This window comes from Ensifer sp. R1-3 (assembly GCF_056739175.1).
Genome location: NZ_CP096516.1, coordinates 426251 through 443974, shown reverse-complemented (window position 1 = coordinate 443974; position 17724 = coordinate 426251). Strand labels below are relative to the sequence as shown.

Below are 17724 nucleotides of genomic sequence, written 5' to 3'. Positions count from 1 at the left end.
ACCACCGTCTCTTCTCCCCGACCGTCTTCGTTGCACTCCTTCAGATCAGGCCGTACTGCGTGGCCTTGTTGCGCAGGAACGGCAGGCCGTTGCCCATCACCTCTTCCTCGTCCTTTGCGACCGGGCGCCAGACGGCGAGGCCATAGGCCACTTCCGGCGGCATGTTGATGAAGCTTTCCATGGCGAGGCCGCCCTTGAAGCCGATCGCCGCAAGCGTCGAGAAAATCTCGTCCCAGCCGCAGGTGCCGTAGCCCGGCGTGCCGCGGTCGCTTTCGGAAAGATGGATGTATTTCAGGTGCTCGCGGGCATCGAGGATACCTTTGCCGACACCCTTTTCCTCGATGTTCATGTGATAGGTATCGAGGTGCACGAAGACGTTGTCGGCTCCGACCCGCTCGATCATCTTGACCGCCTGCCAGCCGGTATTGATCAGGTGGTTCTCGTAGCGGTTGACGGCTTCGACGCCAAGCTCAATGCCGCGCGACTTGGCGTGCTTGGCCGCGGCCTGCAGCACGCGGGCGATATTGTCATACTCCTCGACGGTCGGCGGCACGCCGGTGCGCTCGCCGATGCCGCCATAGATGACGCCCGACAGCGCCTCGCCGCCGAGATCGGCAGTCTTGTCGATCGCGATCTTCAGATGGTCGATCGCCGCCTCGGGCCGAACCGAGGCCCAGGCCCGCTCCGGCAGGCCGAGCGAGCAGACCGCGCGCAGACGGTTCTTCTCGAGGAGGCCACGGGTGTGCTCCGTGTCGACGGCAGGCGGATTGAGCATCGGGATCTCGATGAAATCGACCTTGTATTTGACCGCTGCGGCTACCGCCCGTTCGGCGCCGGGACGGTCCCAATTCATTGTCCACATGCTCGTATGAACGCCAAAACCCTGCATCGTCATAATCCTCTTCTGACAATTGAAATCTTGATCCTGGAAACGGCCCAACGCAGGATCATCACGCCGACGAGAAGGATGCCCCAGACGGCGGTAGCGAGATGCTGGTTGGCTCCGATGAGATTGAGCCCGGACGAAAGAAGCTGCAGCACCACCAGCGCGACGAAGACGGGGATCACCCGGCCGAAGCCCCCGAACGGATTGACGCCGCCGAGGAAGCACGCGAGCACCGTGATCAGCAGGTAGGACTCGCCATGCCCGATGCGCACCGAATTGAAGCGTGCCAGCATGATGATGCCGGCGATCGAGCACATGACCCCGGAAAGCGTGTAGACGAGCACGATCGCCTTGCGCGTGTTGATGCCTGAATAGCGCGTCGCCTCGAGATTCGAGCCGATCATATAGGTGTTGAAGCCGAGCTTTGTGCGGCCGAGAAGCAGATGCCAGGCGAGCACGCAGACGACGAAGACGATCAGCGGCACTGGAATGCCGGCGACGGAGCCATGGCCGATCACGCCGACGAAGGGCGGGAAGCCGGAGATGTCGCCCCCGCGCGTCAGGAACTCGCCGAGGCCGCGCAGGAAGATCATCATCGACAAGGAGACGAGGATCGGATGGGCGCGTGTGAACGCGATCACCAGGCCCATGACGACTCCGCTTGCCGCACCGACCATCACGGCAAGGAGGGAACCGACGAGGAAAATGCCGAAGCCCGCGTCGGCCCCTCCGTTCGCCTTGAGGACCCAGGCAAGGGTCAGTCCGGCAAGATTGGCGGTGAAGGTGATTGCGAGATTGAGGCCGCCCGTCAGGATCGGCAGCAGCATGGCAAGCGTCAGGAGTCCGAGTTCCGGCAGCTGGAAGGCGACGGAGCCGAAGGTCGCGGCACTCAGGAATTGCGGTGAGGCGATCCCGAAAACGAGCACGACAGCGACGAAGGCGAGCCCCGGACCGGCCATTTCCGGCCCTATGGCGGCCTTGATCCTTTCGAAGACTGTGGTCATCGTCCCGTTCCCTTCTGACCGACAAACGGCAGCAGGCGCTCGATCCGCGTGTTGGAAAGGGTGATGGCGATCAGGATGATGGCGCCGATGATCATCTTGAAGGCGAAGGGCGACACGCCCATCAGGTTCAAACCGTTCTGGGTGATCGAGATCAGAAGCACGCCGAGCACGCAGCCGAGCACGGTGCCCTTGCCGCCGCCGAGGCGCGCGCCGCCGAGTACGACCGCGGCGAGCACGTCGAGTTCGCGGCCATAAAGCGCATTCGGCACGACTTCCTGAGCATAATGCGCCTGGATGAGACCGCCGATGCCGGCCATCAGGCCAAGCCAGCCGAAGGCAATGAATTGCATGGCACCGATATTGATGCCGAAGCGCCGGGCGCCTTCCGGATTGTCGCCGAAGGCGTAAAGCTGGCGGCCGGTCGTGGTCCGCGTGATCAGCGTCCATGTGGCAATGACGCAGACGATCATGACGAGAACCGGAAGCGTGATCTCGATCCAGGTACCGTCGGGCATTTCACGCTCGAAGAAGATCACGCGGTCCGTCAGCCAGTCGGGCAGGTCGTAGATCGACACGCCCCGGGTGAAGAACATGAGCAATCCGAAATAGATATTGAAGGTGGAGATCGTGGCGACGATCGAAATGATCCGGAAGCGGTGGATCAGAAAGGCGTTGAAGCAGCCGAGCAGCACGCCCAAGGAGCCCGCGATGAGAAGCCCGGAGATCCAACCGCCGCCGCCGATCCAGCCGAGCGCGATCGCCGTGCCGTATTGGACGACGGAAGCGGCCACGGCGAAGGAGATATCGATGCCGCCGGCGATCAGCACCACCAGGAGGCCGACAGCGAAGATGATGTTGACGGCGCTGATGTTCAGGAGATCGAAAGCGTTGCCGAGCGAGAAGAAATTCGGCGTTGCGAAGGAAAGCACTGTGCTGATGACGACGATTACCCCCAGCAGCGAAAATTCCGTCGCATGAGTGCGGATCAAGCTACGCATAGACGGCCGCCTCGATTTCTTCCAGCCGCGACTGGCGCGGATCATAGGTTCCGACGATGCGGCCCTGCGCCATGTGCAGGACACGGTCGGCGTTGAAATAGACTTCCGGCACCTCGTCCGAGATCAGGATAATCGCAAGCCCGCTGTCGGCGAGCTTGGCGACGATGTCGAAGATCCCGGCCCTTGCCCCGACGTCGACGCCGACTGTGGGCGAATCGAGGATCAGCAGCTTGGGCTCGGTCGCAAGCCATTTGGCGATCGCCACGCGCTGCTGGTTGCCGCCGGAAAGCGTCGATATCGCGTCGGCCTGATGGCCGATCTTGACGCCGAGATCGGCGATCCAGCGGGAGACGAGACTTCTTTTGCGGTCTTCGGAAAGAAGCCCCCCGGAGAGAATCTTTCGCAGCGAGGCGATAACCAGATTGTCGGCGATCGGCTGCGGCTGGATGAGCCCGAGTGACAACCGGTCCTCCGACAGATAGGCGACGCCGGCCCTGATCGCCTCGCGGTTCGAGCCGAAGCGGACCTCCCGGCCATCGATACTGATCGTCCCGGTTGCGGGCTTGAGCATGCCGAAGAGGGCGAGCGCCAGTTCGGTCCGCCCTGCCCCGAGCAGGCCGGTTATGCCGACCGTTTCGCCGCGGCGAACGGTCAGCGAAATGTCTTCGAAGTCGCCCGGCCTCGTCAGGCCGCGAACCTCGAGAACGGCCGGCTGGTCCGTCTTCGGGCGCGCGCGGACGTGCTGATCGAAGGTCTTGCCGGTCATGAGTTCGGTGATTTTCGACTGCGTCATGCCGGCTGCGGGATAGACCCCGACCAGCGCGCCGTCGCGCAAGACCGTGATCCGGCTTGAAATCTCCAGCACCTCGGCAAGCCGATGGCTGACGAAGACGACCGCGACGCCCGAGGCGGACAGGCTACGGACGATTTCGAGCAGATGGTCCGTCTCCGACTGCGTCAGCGATGCCGTCGGCTCGTCCATGAAGACCAGCTTCGCCTCACCGACGAGCGCCCGGGCAATCGCCACGATCTGACGTTGGGCGATCGCATATTCCTTGAGTGGCAGGTCGACGTCGAGCGTGATGCCGAGGCGGCCCAGCGCATCGACCGCGATCCTGCGCATGCGGCCGTAATCCACCAGCCGCGGCCGGCCGCCGAGCACCTCGTGGAAGGCGATGTTTTCCGCGACGCTCATCTCCGGGAAAAGCGCGAGATCCTGCCAGATGACCTGAATGCCGCGGTCCTGTGCCGTAACCGGCGACATATGCGGATAGGTGTCGCCGTCATATTCGATCACCGCCCCCTCCGCGGGGCGATAGACACCCGTGATCACCTTGATGAGCGTGCTCTTGCCGCAGCCATTCTCTCCGGCGAGGCAATGGACCTCGCCCGGGCGCACCTCGAAGCTCACATTCTTCAGTGCTTTGACGCCGCCGAAGGTCATGTTGATGTTGCGAAGAGACAGAAGCGGCTTGTCCGTGCTCGCCGCGCTTGCCGACTGGTGCATGCTGCCGAGGCCCATCGATGGTGTTTCCAGAGGATCTGCCAGGCCGGCCGGAGCCGGCCCAGCAGCCGGGAGAACCCGTTGGTGGGGCGGGATGCGCTTGGCTCCCGCCCAACTTCTGTCCGTTCAGAGACCCATCGCGGCGAGGTCGGCGACCGTCTCCTTGTTGATCGGCACGAGCTGGTCGACGATGATGTTTCGATTTTCGAAGTCGGGGTGGATCACGCCGAGACCTTCGATTTCCTCGCCGTCCTTGATTTCCTCGCCCTTCATGAGCTTGGCGGCGAGCGTCACGAAGACTTCGCCGGCCTGCTTGGGATTCCACATGAAGCCGCCGGAAATCGCATCGGACTTGATGAGCTTCTGGCCCTGGCCGGGCGAGAAGGGCCCGAGAACGAAGATTTCGCCGACCTTGCGGCGCTCCTCGATAGCGCGCCCGGCACCAATTGGGCCCTGACTTCCGAAGGCAAGGAAGCCTTTGAGATCCGGATGAGCGGAGATCAGATCGAGCGCCGTCGAACGGCTCTTGTCCACGTCCTCTGCGACGCCGTAGCGATCGCCGACAAGGGTCATCTCGGGATGGTTTTTCTTGATGTATTCAATTGCTGCGTCGGCCCAGGCATTGTGCAGCGGCACGGTCAACGAGCCCACGAAGACGGCATATTCGCCCTTGCCGCCCATCTTCTCCGCAAGCAGCTTTGCATGCGCCTCACCGAAGCCGGTGGCCGACGCGAGCTCGAAATCCCAATCCGCGCCCTTCTGGCTGGGGGATTCATGCGTAATGACGATGATGCCCTTTTCCCTGGCCTTGGTGAGCACCGGCTCCAGCACCTTGGCGTCGTTGGGTACGACGCCGATCACCTTGACGTTCTGGGCGATCAGGTCTTCGATCGCGCGAACCTGCAGTGCCGGGTCGGCACTGGTCGGCCCGACCATGAAAGCGTCGACGCCAAGCTTTTCGCCGCGCTCCTTGATACCCGCCTCCATGGCGTTGAACCACGGTATGCCGCCGATCTTGACGACGACACCGACCTTGCCCGTATCCTGCGCCGCGGCGGTATAGGCACCCGCAAGCGAAAGCGACGCCGCCAGAGCGGCGGCAAGAATTTTCTTGATCATGTTTCTCCTCCACATGTTTCCCCGAGGGGAACGCTCCCGGGCGCTTCACGCGCCGGCCTCCAGCTTAATTCTTTTGCACGGAAGGGGATATCCCGCCGCTGACGGCCGCCTCCTCAGACGGCACCAACAACTTGCACAATCGATATTTCTTTTTTGCACAATCGATGGTGCAATGACTATCATTCAGACTTAATCTTTCGTCAAGCCGAAATCGGCACTAGAGCAATTCCAGGAAACGTGCGCATCGGTTTTCCGGGGTTTGGAGGAGGTCAGATGACGAACGGCGGCAGGAAAAAAGCGACGATCTATGATCTCTCGGTGCTGTCGGGAAGTTCGCCCTCTACCGTCAGTGCGGTGCTAAACGGCACGTGGCGCAAGCGACGGATCAAGGAAAGCACCGCGGAGCTCATCCGAAGCCTCGCCGAAACCCACCAGTACACTGCAAACCGGCAAGCGCGGGGCCTACGCAGTTCCCGTTCCGGCCTCGTCGGTCTGCTCCTGCCCGTACACGACAACCGCTACTTTTCTTCGCTTGCCCAGACCTTCGAGGCGCATGTGCGTAGCAAGGGCCAATGTCCGATCGTTGTCAGTGCGAGCCGGGACCCGGAGGAGGAGCGCAGGACGGCCGAAACGCTGATCTCCTATTCCATCGACGAATTGTTTATCTGCGGCGCGACGGATCCCGATGGCGTGCACGAGGTCTGCGAAGCGGCCGGCCTAAGGCATATCAACATCGATCTCCCCGGTACGAAAGTGCCGTCGGTCATCAGCGACAATTTCGAAGGCGGCCGCCTCCTGACCGAGGCGATCATCCGCCACTTCCCCGCCGAGCGGCCGCTCGAGCCCGACGATCTCTACCTGTTCGGCGGGCGCGATGATCACGCCACGCGCGAGCGCATCCGCGGATTTCGGGCGGTGAAGCAGGAGCTGCTGGGAAGCGATCCGGACGAGTGCATATGGCCGACCGGCTATGCCGCCGACAACGCGCGAAAGGCCTTCGAAGCCTTCTACGAACAGCATGGAAAACTGCCGCGCGGCTTCTTCGTCAACTCATCGATCAATTTCGAGGGATTGCTGCGTTTCATGGCCGAGCATCCGCTCGAAAATTTCACGGATCTCGTCGTCGGCTGCTACGATTACGACCCGTTCGCCTCCTTCCTCCCCTTCCCCGTCATCATGATCCGGCAGAATATCGAGGGAATGATCGCCAAGGCCTTCGAAGTGATCGAAGAACCGAGAGCATCCTTGCAAATACACATGATCGAGCCGCAGCTCGTGCCGCCGAGGACGGCGCTGACCGGCCCGCTCGATGCGCTGATGGACAGCGAGATGCCGCAGGAATAACGAGTCCCTACAGCGCTGTGCGACTGCCGGGGAACAGCAGCTCGATGAAGCTTGCCGCCGTCGGCTGCGGCTCGTGATTTGCAAGGCCGGGACGCTCATTGGCTTCGATAAAGACGTAATCCGGCTCCGCCGGATCGCGAACCATCAGATCGATACCGACCACCGGGATGTTGATTGCCCGCGCCGCGCGGCAGGCGGCGTCGACGAGATCGGGATGCACGATTTCCGTCACGTCATGGATGGACCCGCCCGCATGGAGATTGGCGGCCTTGCGAACGGTAATCTCCCGCCCCTCGTCCAGTATCGTTTCGAGATCGAGACCCTGCTCCGCTAGGCAGCGATCGGTTTCCGCGTCCAGCGGAATCCGGCTTTCGCCGCCCGTAGCGGCCTCGCGGCGGCGCGACTGTTTTTCGATTAGGGAAGCGATTCTGCTGCGGCCGTCGCCGACGACGCGCGGCGGCAAGCGAACCGCGGCGGCAACAAGCGTATAATCGATGATCACGAGACGGAGGTCTTCTCCCTCGAAACAGGCTTCCAGCAGTACCCGGTCACAGACCTGACGGGCCGCGGCAATTGCCTCCTCCAGCGCTTCCATCGTCGTGATGCCGACCGAGATGCCCCGGCCCTGCTCGCCGCGCGCCGGCTTGACCACCAGCTTGCCGTGTTCTTCGAGAAAGGCGCGAACGGCCTCCCGGTCCTCCCCCACTTCCACCTGGTCCGGGACGACGAGCCCTGCCGCGGAGACCATACGGCGCGTGATCGCCTTGTCGTCGCAGATCGACATCGCGACGCCGGAAGTCAGTTCCGATAGGCTCTCGCGGCAATGAATCGAGCGGCCGCCATGGGACAGGCGGAAAAACCCGCCTTCCGCATCGGTGATTTCGACATGGATCCCGCGGCGCGTCGCCTCATCCACGATCAGCCGCGCATAGGGATTGAGCGCATCGTAGGATTGATGCGGCATCGCGAAAAACTTCTCATTGATCGCATTCTTCCGCTTGATGGCGAAAAGCGGCATGCGCCGGAAATTCAGCTTCTCATAGAGCCCGATCGCCAACGTATTGTCGTGCATCACCGACAGGTCGACATAGGAAAGGCCGCGTGCCTGGAAATGCTCGGCAAGCTTGCGGACCAGATGTTCGCCGATGCCCGGCTGGCGCGCCTGCGGATGCACCGCGAGACACCACAGCGAAGCGCCGCGGTCCGGATCGTCAAACAGTCTCTGGTGGTCGATGCCGGTGACCGTGCCGACGATCTCGCCCGTGGCGTCGTCCTGCGCCACGAAATAGGTCAGCGACCGGTCGTCCCGCTCGGACGAGAAGAAATCGGATCGGATCTGGACCATGCCGCAAGCGGCATAGACCCGGTTGACGCCGTCTCCATCAGCTTCCGAAGCGAGCCTGCGGATCGTGATGCCTCGCGTGCGGCGGGTGTTTGCACGGTAGGTCCACAGGTCGAGCCGGTAGGTGTGGGACGGGTCGAGGAAAATCTCCTGTGGCGCCCGTGACAGAAGCACATGCGGGTCCCGTACGTAGAAGGCAATGTCCCGGCTCGAGGGGGCTTCCTCGCGCAATTCGGACAAGAGTTTCTCGTCGTCGGAAAACGTTTGGGCGAACAGGAGCCTGCCCCAACCGCAGTCGAGCACGACGTCCCGCTTCGCCCCTCCGGCGGTTCTCGACCCCTCGGCATCGCGCCCCGGCTGAGTATGCGTCCGCAACCGGTTCAGCCGGTGCGTGACCGCCTTGGTGCCCTTGCCGCGTTGACGCGGCAATGCGATCTCGCGCGACTTCTTCATGCTATACCCCCTGCGCTTCAAGCCACATTTCAAGCAGTCCGACCTGCCACAGTTCGGAGCCGCGCAGCGGCGTGATGTGATCCGACGGCTCCTGGAACAGGCGGTCAAGATAAGCATCTTGGAAGAGGCCCCGCTCGCGCGCCTTCTGCGAGCGCAAGGTATCGCGGATCAGATCGAGATACGGACCGGCGATATATTTGAGCTGCGGCACCGGGAAATAGCCCTTCTTGCGGTCGATGACCTCGCTCGGAATGACCCGGCGCGCCACGTCCTTCAGAATGCCCTTGCCGCCGTCGCGCAGCTTTTCCTCCGGGGGCATGCGCGCGGCAAGTTCCACCAACTCGTGGTCGAGGAAAGGCACACGCGCTTCCAGGCCCCAGGCCATGGTCATATTGTCGACGCGCTTCACGGGATCGTCGACGAGCATGACGTTGCTGTCGAGGCGGAGCGCCTGATCGACAGGCGTATCGGCGCCCTTGCGCAGGAGATGCTCGTTCAGCAAGTCGCCACTCACGTCGTCGTCGGCAATCCAGGCATCCGACAACTGGGTGGTCAAAACCGCGTGGGAGCGGTCGCGGAAGGCCTTGCCGTAATCCGCAACGACGTCGTTGGAGTTCATCAGCGGCGGGTACCAGTGGTAACCGCCGAAGACCTCGTCCGCACCCTGTCCAGACTGTACGACCTTGACGTGCTTCGAAACCTCCTTCGAGAGCAGATAGAAGCCGACATTGTCATAGGAGACCATCGGCTCGGACATTGCGGCGATGGTCCCGGGCAAGGCCCCCATCAGATCGGCGGAGGGGACGAATATCTTGCGATGATCCGTACCGAAGTGACCGGCGATCAGGTCCGAATAGACGAATTCGTCACCCTTTTCGCCGTTCGCCTCCTCGAAGCCGACGGAAAAGCTCATGAGACCGCGCTGGCCCGCTTCCGTAAGCAGCCCGACGATCAGGCTAGAATCGACGCCGCCGGAAAGAAGCACGCCGACCGGCACGTCGGCGATCATGCGACGCTTCACGGCAATCCGCAGCGCGTCCAAAAGCTGCTCCTGCCATTCCTCACGCCTTATGGCTGCGTCACCTGCCTGGCGGCGATAGGGCGGATCCCAGTAGCGCCGGTCCTTGAAGCTGCCGTCTCGTTCATAAACGCGAAGGGTCGCAGGCGGCAGCTTGCGCACGCCGTTCAGAATCGTGCGCGGCGGCGGCACGACCGCGTGAAAGGTCATGTAGTTGTGAAGGGCAGCCACGTCGATCGAGGTGTCGACTCCACCCGCCTTGACGAGCGCGGGCAAGGCGGAAGCGAAGCGCAAGGCGCCTTGGACTTCGGCGATATAAAGCGGCTTGATGCCGAAGCGGTCGCGCGCCATGACGACACGTCCGCTGTCACGTTCGTGAATGACGAAGGCGAACATGCCATGGAAGCGCGAGACGCATTCCTCGCCCCAGGCATGCCACGCCTTCAGGATGACCTCGGTATCCCCGGACGAGAAGAATCTGTAACCCTTCTCCTCAAGCTCCGACCTCAGTTCGCGAAAATTGTAGATGCAGCCGTTGAAGACGAGCGACAGGCCGAGGTCAGAATCGACCATCGGCTGCTGCGACTTGTCGGACAGGTCGAGAATACGCAATCGCCGGTGCCCCAGTCCGACATTCCCGCGCACCACCACGCCTGACGCATCCGGCCCGCGAGGGGCAAGGACGTCCGCCATGATCGAGACTGCCGTAACCGACGGCGAACCGCCATCGAACCTGACTTCTCCACAAATTCCACACATGAACCGGGTCGAAACCTCCATTGTTGGTACGAGACGCGCCGTCAGGGCCGCGGATCGATCCGCGGCCCTGACGCCGCTATGAAAACCCAATGCCCCACCGGGCCGACAGTTCCGCCATGGGCGTCACTTGGTCGCGGCTGCACGTTCGAGCATGTAGCTTTCGGCGAAAGCCATATGCTCGGCGGCGATCACGCGCGCATCCTCCGACCGCCCGTCCTTGAGCGCGGCCATGAGCCGGTACTGGAACGACAAGCCCGTTTCTCGCGAAAGCGACGTCGGGTCGGCATAGATCGCTCGTGCGGCCGGGAGTTCGCGCAGCAGATTGTGCATGAGCCCGCACACGAAGCCGAGAAGCGGATTCGGGCAGAGTTGCGCCAGCATCGAATGAAAGTCGAGCTCGGCGACGCGCTGGCGATACTGCTCGTCCAGATCGGCGGGGGGATGATCGTAGATGCGGATCGTGTTTTCGAGGGCGATGAGCTCCTCCCGCGTCACCCTGCCGGCCAGGAGCGCCGCTACCTCCGGCTCCAGCACCTTGCGCATGGCGTATATGTCGGAAATGCTCGGCTGATCGAAGAAGAAGTGGGTCGACAGAAGCTCCATGGCGTGCCGCGCCGAGGGCTTGGCGACGAAGGCGCCGCCTCCCGGGCCGCTGCGTGTGAAGACGAGGCCCTGCGTCTCCAGCGCTTTCATCGCCTCGCGTACGGTCCCCTTGGCCGCCTTGAACGTGTCGATCAGGTCGCGCTCCTGCGGAAGACGGTCGCCCGGCCCCAATCCTTCCGAGCGGATGTAATCCTTGATGCGATCGGCGATCGCCTCAGGTCTGCGTTTCGTACGCTCGGCCGGGACGAAGAGACGCTGGCCATCTCGACCGGTTTCCTTTTTCTTTTCGATGACCACTGGCATGAACCGTCACTCTTTCCTGATGCGGGGGGCGCTTGCGACAAGCTGTCGTGTATAGGCGTGCTCAGGGTCGGTAAAAAGGCGGGCGGCCGGTGCAGTCTCGACCACCTCGCCGAAATACATCACCGCCACCCGATCCGAGATCGCCTCGACCACCGCCAGATCGTGGCTGATGAAAAGATAGGAGAGGCCGAAGCGCTGCTTCAGATCGCGCAGCAGAAGCAGGACCTGCGCCTGGATGGACACGTCGAGCGCGCTCACCGGCTCGTCGAGCACGATGATCTCGGCCTCCGTCGCGAGCGCCCGGGCGATCGCGATCCGCTGCGCCTGCCCGCCGGAAAACTCGTGCGGGTAGCGCAAGAGCGTATCCTCCGGCATCTGCACCGCGTGCAGCAGCTCCTGCATCCGGGCGCGACGACGCGGGGCTTCGTAGCCGCACAAAAGCTTCAGCGGCGTCTCCAGGATTTCCTGGATCGTCTTGCGCGGGTTCAGCGAAGCGACCGGATCCTGGAAGACATATTGGATCGTTTTGCCGAAGGCCCTCGGGCCGGATCGCCGCAGTGCCGCCGCATCTCTGCCTGCGATCAGCATGCTGCCGGATGTCGGCTCCTCGAGGCCGACGAGAATGCGCGCAAGCGTGCTCTTGCCGGACCCGCTTTCGCCGACGACAGCGAGGGTCTCGCCCCGCGCGACATCCAGCGACACCGCTTTCACGGCCCTTATCTCATGCTTCGCCTTACCGAAAAAGCTGCGGCCTCCGCCGAAGGTCTTGCAAAGGTCCCGAACCTGAATGGCAGCACCCGTCATTGCGCCACCTCCGCCTTGCCGCCGGCAAAAAGCCCGGCAACACGATCCAGGAAGCGCTCGCCCGTTCCGAGCTCGGGCACGCAGGCGATCAGCCGCTTCGTATAGGGATGCTGCGGATTGGCGAGTACCTCCCGGGTTTTACCGGTTTCGACGATCTCGCCATCCTTCATCACGGCCACGCGGTCGCAGAATTCCGAAACGATGCCGAAGTCGTGGGTGATGAAGAGCAGCGCCATGCCCTGCTCGCGCTGAAGATCGCGCAGGAGCTCCAGGATGCGGGCCTGAACGGTCACGTCCAGCGCGGTCGTCGGCTCGTCCGCAATGATGATCTCCGGATCGTTGGCGAGCGCCATCGCGATGCCGACACGCTGGCGCTGACCGCCGGAAAGCTGGTGGGGATAATGCACCGACCGCTCGCGGGCGTCCGGGATATCCACCTTTTCCAGAAGCGCGACGGCTTTTTCCCGCCGTTCGGCCGCCCTGACCTGCTGATGCGCTGCGATCGCCTCCTCCACCTGCCGCCCGACGGGATACATTGGATGCAGCGTCGTGAGCGGGTCCTGGAACACATAGGCGAGGCGGCTGCCGCGTTTCGCGATCAGCCTGGTTTCAGGCATGGAAAGTACATCGTCGTTTCCGAGATAAACCGCACCGTTGCGGATCACACCCGGCGGCGAGGCGACGAGGCCCATGACGGACAGGGCGGTGACGCTCTTGCCCGAGCCGCTCTCGCCGATGAGCCCGAGGCATTCGCCCGGTTTTACATGCAGCGAGACGTCTCGAACCGCAGGGATTATCTCCTTTCCCTGCCGAAAACCCGTTTCCAGCTTCTCGATCGCCAGGCAAGCACCTTCAGCCGTGTTTGCCGGCGCGGTGCGGTCGGGGGCGACTTCGGTGACCGGCCCCGGCCGCGCGAGAGCGCCCGAGCGAAGCCGCGGGTCCAGCACGTCGCGGATTCCGTCGCCGAGAACGTTCAGGCTGATGACGATCAGGAAGATCATCGCGCCCGGCACGACCGAGACATGCGGGGCCGTGAATAGCTGCGCTCGCCCCTCGCCCAGCATGGAGCCGAGGTCGGCCTGGGGCGGCTGCGCGCCGAGGCCGAGGAAGCTGAGCCCGGCCGTCTCGAGGATCATCCAGCCTGCCGTCGTCGACATGGTGATGACGATGACCGGCATCACGTTCGGCAGAACTTCGGTGAGAATAACAGACAGATGTCCCTTACCGGAGAGCCGCGCCGCGTCGACGAATTCGCTATGGGCGTAGCCGAGCGTCACGCCGCGCACATTCCGGGCGAAGAACGGAATATTTACGAGGGCGATCGCATAGAGAGCATTCATCAGTCCGGGCCCGAGGGCGGCGACGATCGCGAGCGCCAGCAGGATGTAGGGAAAGGCCATCAGCATGTCGATGCCGCGCATCATGGCGTTATCGGTGCGCCCGCCGGCGTAACCGGCGATGATGCCGATCGCCGATCCGATCCCGGCCGCAATGAGGGTCGCGGCGAAACCGACCGCGATCGAGACCCGCGTGCCCCAAAGCAGGCGGCTCAGTATGTCCCGCCCGAGCTGATCCGTGCCGAGAAGATGTCCGGCGGTCAGCACCGGCTGCAACCGGTCGACGGGTGCCGTGGCATCCGGATCGGGCAGCGGCAGGATCGGGACCAGAACAATCAGCAACAGGATCAGTCCGAGCAGCACGAGCCCCCCCGTGGCGAGCCGGTTGTTGAGCAGCAGGTGCCAGGACGTGATCCGTCCCGATCCCCTCCGCGGAGCCGGCGATGCTGCGAGCGCGCTCATGTGCGAATCCTCGGATCGAGCATCGACTGCACGACGTCGGCGAGAAGGTTGAACAGCACGTAGCTCGCCGCCACGACGAGCACGCCGCCCTGTACCAGCAGGATATCGCGCGTAGAAATCGCCTTCACGAGCATCGCGCCGATGCCGGGCCACTGGAACACCGTCTCGACATAGACGGCGCCGCCGAGCACGAAGCCCGCCTGGATGCCTATTGCGGGAACGACGCTGACCAGCGCCGCGCGGAAGGCATGGGCGTAGATCACACGCCGCTCGGGCAGCCCCTTGGCGCGGGCCGTGCGCACATAGTCCTGCCTCAGGACCTCCAGCATCGCTCCGCGCGTCAGCCTCGCTATGACGCCGGCGGCAACGACGGCGAGCGTGGCGGCCGGCAGGATCAGATGGAGCAGAAGATCCTTGAGGTCACCGCCGCCGTAGACGGCGTACATGCCGGAGGCCGGCAGGATGCGCCAATGAACGGCGAAGAGGTAGATGAGCAGGAGCCCGAGCCAGAACGAAGGCGTGGAGATGCCGGCCAGCACGAAGAAGGTGATGACGCGGTCGGCCCAGCCGAACTGGCGCACGGCGGAGACCACACCTGCGAGAAGCCCGATCACCGAGCACAGGACCAGCGATACGCCGGCCAGCACCAGCGTTGCCTGAAACCGTTCCAGCACCTCGTCGAGCACGGGCCGGTTCAGCGCGAAGGACCGGCCGAAATCGCCCTGCAGCACGTTGCCGATCCAGATCGCGTACTGCTGCACCAGCGGCTTGTCGAGCCCGAGGTCACGATTGATGCGCTCGACGTTTTCCGGCGTCGCATAGGAGCCGAGAATGGCCGTCGCCGTGTCGCCAGGAATGAGACCCATGACGAGAAAGACGATGATGGAAAGCCCGAACAGGACGGGCACCACGGCAACAAGCCGCTTCAGGATATAGGCCTGCATGGATAACCCTCCGGGGAGGTCCGTGTTGGTCGCCACCGGCAGAACGAACATGCCGGCGGCGATTTCCGGTGCGCGAGCTACTCTTTCGTCACGCCATGGAGATCGAGGAGGAAGGAGGGCTGCAGCTTGAAACCCTTGACGGCGGCGGTCGTCACCGCATTCTGCTTCCAGTTGGCGACGAAGAGCCACGGCGCGTCGTCATGCACGATCGACTGGACCTCGCCATAGAGCTTGCCGCGTTCGGCCTGGTCGGTGGACCTGCGCGCCTTTTCCAGAAGCTCGTCCAGCTGCGGATTGGAATAGTAGCCGGAGTTGAAGCCTCCCTTGTCGGGCATGGCATCGGTGCGCAACGTCAGATAGGGGACGGTATCCGGATCGTTTGTCATCCAGGCCATCTCGGCCATGTCCGCCTTGCCCTCGAGGCCCGGATTTACGCGGCCAAGGAAGGTGTTCCACTCGTAGGTTTCGATCTTGACCTTGAAGCCGACAGCCTGGAGATCCGCCTGGATCGCCGCACCCATGGTGATCGGATCGAGCATGCCCGAGCCGCCTTCGGTGACGTAGAACGTCACCTGCGGATTTTCGACGCCGGCTTCCGCGAGCAGTGCCTTGGCCTTTTCGGGATCATGGGCATAGGGCTCCACCGAGCTTTCCACCCAGTTGAAGGCGGGCGGTATCGGGCCGGCCGCGACCGTCGCCGTTCCCCGCAGCACGTCGTCGACCAGCGTTTGCTTGTTCACCGCATAATTGGCCGCCTGGCGCACGCGCTTATCCGCAAAAGGCCCCTGCTTGGTGTTCAGGATGGTGAACCAGACATGTGGCCCCGCCTGCTCGGCCACGGCAAAATTGGCATCCTGCTCAAAGGTCGCGAGATTGTCCGGCGGCACCTCGACCATCACGTCGATACCGCCAGCCATCATCTCGGCGACGCGGGTGTTGGCGTCCGTGATGGGGCGGAAGACGACGGCCTGAAGCTTCGCGGCGCTATCCCAGTAGTCCGGATTGCGCTCCACGACGACACGCTGGTTCGACAGCCACTCGACGAATTTGAACGGGCCGGTCCCCGACGGGCTGCGGCCATATTCCTTGCCATGTTTTTCCACGGCGACCGGCGAAACGATCAGACCCGTGGGATAGGCGAGATTTGAAAGGAACGGCGCAAAGGCTTCGCTGAGCTTGAACTCGACCGTATGCTCATCCAGCACGTTAACCGCTTCGACGGAGGCGAAGTTGAAGGAAAGCGGGAATGGCCCGGTGTCGTAGAACGGATGGTCTTTCTTCAGCATGCGGTCGAAGTTGAACTTCACCGCCTCGGCATCGAAATTCGAACCGTCGTGGAACTTCACCCCCTGCCTTAGCGTGAACGTATAAGTCTTGCCGTCGTCCGAGATTTTCCAGCTTTCCGCAAGCGCCGGCTCGACCTCCAATGTACCGTCCTTGAAACGGACCAGGCCATCATAGACGTTGACCAGAATGCGGAAGTCATTGGTTGCGGTCACCGTATGCGGGTCCAGAGACTGCGGCTCGGCAATCTGGCCAATGACGAGAACGTCGGGCGGAGTCTGCGCTGCGGCCGGCGCGGCGGCGGCACCTGCAAAAGCAAGAGCGGCCAAGGCGATGGCGCTCCGAAACAGCCTCTTCATGGGGAAGATCCTTTCGATTTGGCTTCAGTTCGCGAGGGCTATTTATAACGATAAATATTCGCCTTGCAATGATTTATCATGATTGAATTACAGACCCTCCATCGAGCGCGACATAGAGAGGATGCCCCTCGACGAAGCCCCGCCCATGGTGACCCTCTCAATGGCGCAAAGGCGATCGACGTTGCCTCGGCCCGAGGCGTTCGGTCCCCAAAACGAGATGGATCGAAAGAGAGCACCGATTTTTGATGATGACGATGTCGGATCGGTTGCGGCTGGTGCGTCATCGTATCATCAGGTCGGGCTCTCGATCTGAAGGACAACGACCAGGAGGACGACGCGATGTCTAAGAACACCATTTGTCTATGGTACGACAAGGACGCTGAGGAAGCCGCCCGCTTCTATGCGGACACCTTCCCAGACAGCAAGATCGGAGCCGTCATTCGCGCGCCCGGCAAATACCCCGACGGAGAGGAGGGAGACGTGCTGGTCGGTGGAGTTCACGGTGGCAGGTGTCGCGTGCATCGGATTGAACGGCGGCCCCACATTCAAGCACAGCGAAGCTTTCTCATTCCAGATCAGCACCGAGGATCAGGAAGAAACAGATCGCTATTGGAACGCCATCGTCGGCAATGGCGGTCAGGAAAGCGAATGCGGCTGGTGCAAGGATAAGTGGGGCGTATCGTGGCAGATCACACCTCGCACTCTAATGGACGCGCTTTCAGCAGGTGGCGAACAAGCAAAACGCGCATTCGACGCGATGATGTCGATGAGGAAAATCGACGTAGCTGCGATCGATGCGGCACGAAAAGGGGTGACACGCAATGACCACCGATAAGATCAAAGGACCTGCTTCCTATTTTCCATCGATCGAGAAGAAATACGGCCGTCCGATCGGTGATTGGCAAGCGCTCGTGCGAAAGCACTATCCAGCAAAGCACATGGAACTCGTCGGTATGCTGAAGAGCGAGCATGGAATGGGCCACGGCCATGCAAATGCGCTCGTGGCGCACACTCTCGCGGAAGACAAGCAGGCAGCCGCCTAACGGAGTACGGTGCGAGGCGAAACATCTCGCTTGTTTCCGCCCCTTTGCGGTCGGAGCAAAGATCGTTGCAAAATGGGCGAGACTATTGTCCCACGGAAAATTGGAACTGTTGATTTTGCGATAAACTATGCCACAGAGGCAAAATAATCTGGCAATCG

General features: G+C 62.5%; 14 protein-coding genes and 1 pseudogene. 3 read left to right on the top strand and 12 right to left on the bottom strand.

Annotation, left to right across the window (positions count from 1 at the left end; genetic code table 11):
* Positions 1–40 precede the first annotated feature (40 nt).
* The 5 genes from M1D43_RS19420 to M1D43_RS19400 all read right to left on the bottom strand — a co-directional run bounded on the left by M1D43_RS19420 (position 41) and on the right by M1D43_RS19400 (position 5511).
* Entirely contained in the window at positions 41–889 is an 849-nt protein-coding gene (locus M1D43_RS19420; protein ID WP_015243338.1) for a sugar phosphate isomerase/epimerase family protein, read from the bottom strand.
* Between the two features lie 2 nt (positions 890–891).
* On the bottom strand, positions 892–1890 hold the full coding sequence (locus M1D43_RS19415; RefSeq protein WP_088202746.1) for an ABC transporter permease: 999 nt from the start codon (positions 1888–1890) through the stop codon (positions 892–894).
* On the bottom strand, positions 1887–2888 hold the full coding sequence (locus M1D43_RS19410; RefSeq protein WP_088202747.1) for an ABC transporter permease: 1002 nt from the start codon (positions 2886–2888) through the stop codon (positions 1887–1889). Before M1D43_RS19410 ends, M1D43_RS19415 begins: the two co-directional genes overlap by 4 nt.
* Positions 2881–4410, bottom strand: coding sequence for a sugar ABC transporter ATP-binding protein (locus M1D43_RS19405; protein WP_457813200.1), 1530 nt, complete (start codon positions 4408–4410; stop codon positions 2881–2883). Before M1D43_RS19405 ends, M1D43_RS19410 begins: the two co-directional genes overlap by 8 nt.
* Positions 4411–4518: 108 nt before the next feature.
* The gene (locus tag M1D43_RS19400; RefSeq protein ID WP_010975344.1) at positions 4519–5511 is read right to left on the bottom strand and encodes an autoinducer 2 ABC transporter substrate-binding protein; all 993 of its coding nucleotides are present in this window, start codon (positions 5509–5511) and stop codon (positions 4519–4521) included.
* A 273-nt stretch (positions 5512–5784) separates the two neighbouring features.
* Here M1D43_RS19400 and M1D43_RS19395 point away from each other — a divergent pair, with 273 nt between their 5' ends.
* Positions 5785–6855 carry a LacI family DNA-binding transcriptional regulator gene (locus M1D43_RS19395; protein ID WP_015008525.1) on the top strand — a complete coding sequence of 357 codons (1071 nt, stop codon included), beginning with the start codon at positions 5785–5787 and terminating at the stop codon, positions 6853–6855.
* A 7-nt stretch (positions 6856–6862) separates the two neighbouring features.
* Here the strand turns inward: M1D43_RS19395 and ngg are convergent, their stop codons facing one another.
* The 7 genes from ngg to M1D43_RS19360 all read right to left on the bottom strand — a co-directional run bounded on the left by ngg (position 6863) and on the right by M1D43_RS19360 (position 16523).
* A complete protein-coding gene (gene ngg / locus M1D43_RS19390) occupies positions 6863–8650 on the bottom strand; it encodes an N-acetylglutaminylglutamine synthetase (protein WP_127539784.1) in 1788 nt (595 codons plus the stop codon).
* Between the two features lies 1 nt (position 8651).
* Entirely contained in the window at positions 8652–10427 is a 1776-nt protein-coding gene (locus M1D43_RS19385; RefSeq protein WP_088202750.1) for an N-acetylglutaminylglutamine amidotransferase, read from the bottom strand.
* A 123-nt stretch (positions 10428–10550) separates the two neighbouring features.
* Positions 10551–11333: a FadR/GntR family transcriptional regulator gene (locus tag M1D43_RS19380; protein ID WP_010975340.1), complete on the bottom strand. Its 783-nt coding sequence runs from the start codon at positions 11331–11333 to the stop codon at positions 10551–10553.
* A gap of 6 nt (positions 11334–11339) precedes the next feature.
* Entirely contained in the window at positions 11340–12137 is a 798-nt protein-coding gene (locus tag M1D43_RS19375; protein ID WP_028009627.1) for an ATP-binding cassette domain-containing protein, read from the bottom strand.
* Positions 12134–13936, bottom strand: coding sequence for a dipeptide/oligopeptide/nickel ABC transporter permease/ATP-binding protein (locus tag M1D43_RS19370; protein WP_127661936.1), 1803 nt, complete (start codon positions 13934–13936; stop codon positions 12134–12136). Before M1D43_RS19370 ends, M1D43_RS19375 begins: the two co-directional genes overlap by 4 nt.
* Positions 13933–14880, bottom strand: coding sequence for an ABC transporter permease (locus tag M1D43_RS19365; protein WP_088202801.1), 948 nt, complete (start codon positions 14878–14880; stop codon positions 13933–13935). The genes M1D43_RS19370 and M1D43_RS19365 overlap by 4 nt, the downstream gene beginning before the upstream one ends.
* A 77-nt stretch (positions 14881–14957) precedes the next feature.
* Entirely contained in the window at positions 14958–16523 is a 1566-nt protein-coding gene (locus M1D43_RS19360; RefSeq protein WP_017276099.1) for an ABC transporter substrate-binding protein, read from the bottom strand.
* Between the two features lie 339 nt (positions 16524–16862).
* On the opposite strand from M1D43_RS19360, the pseudogene M1D43_RS19355 reads away from it, so the two are divergent.
* Positions 16863–17358, top strand: a pseudogene (locus tag M1D43_RS19355) (VOC family protein).
* Positions 17345–17566 (top strand): DUF4287 domain-containing protein, encoded by a 222-nt coding sequence (locus M1D43_RS19350; protein ID WP_017276097.1) that lies wholly within the window; start codon positions 17345–17347, stop codon positions 17564–17566. The pseudogene M1D43_RS19355 and the gene M1D43_RS19350 overlap by 14 nt, the downstream one beginning before the upstream one ends.
* The last annotated feature ends 158 nt before the right edge of the window (positions 17567–17724 follow it).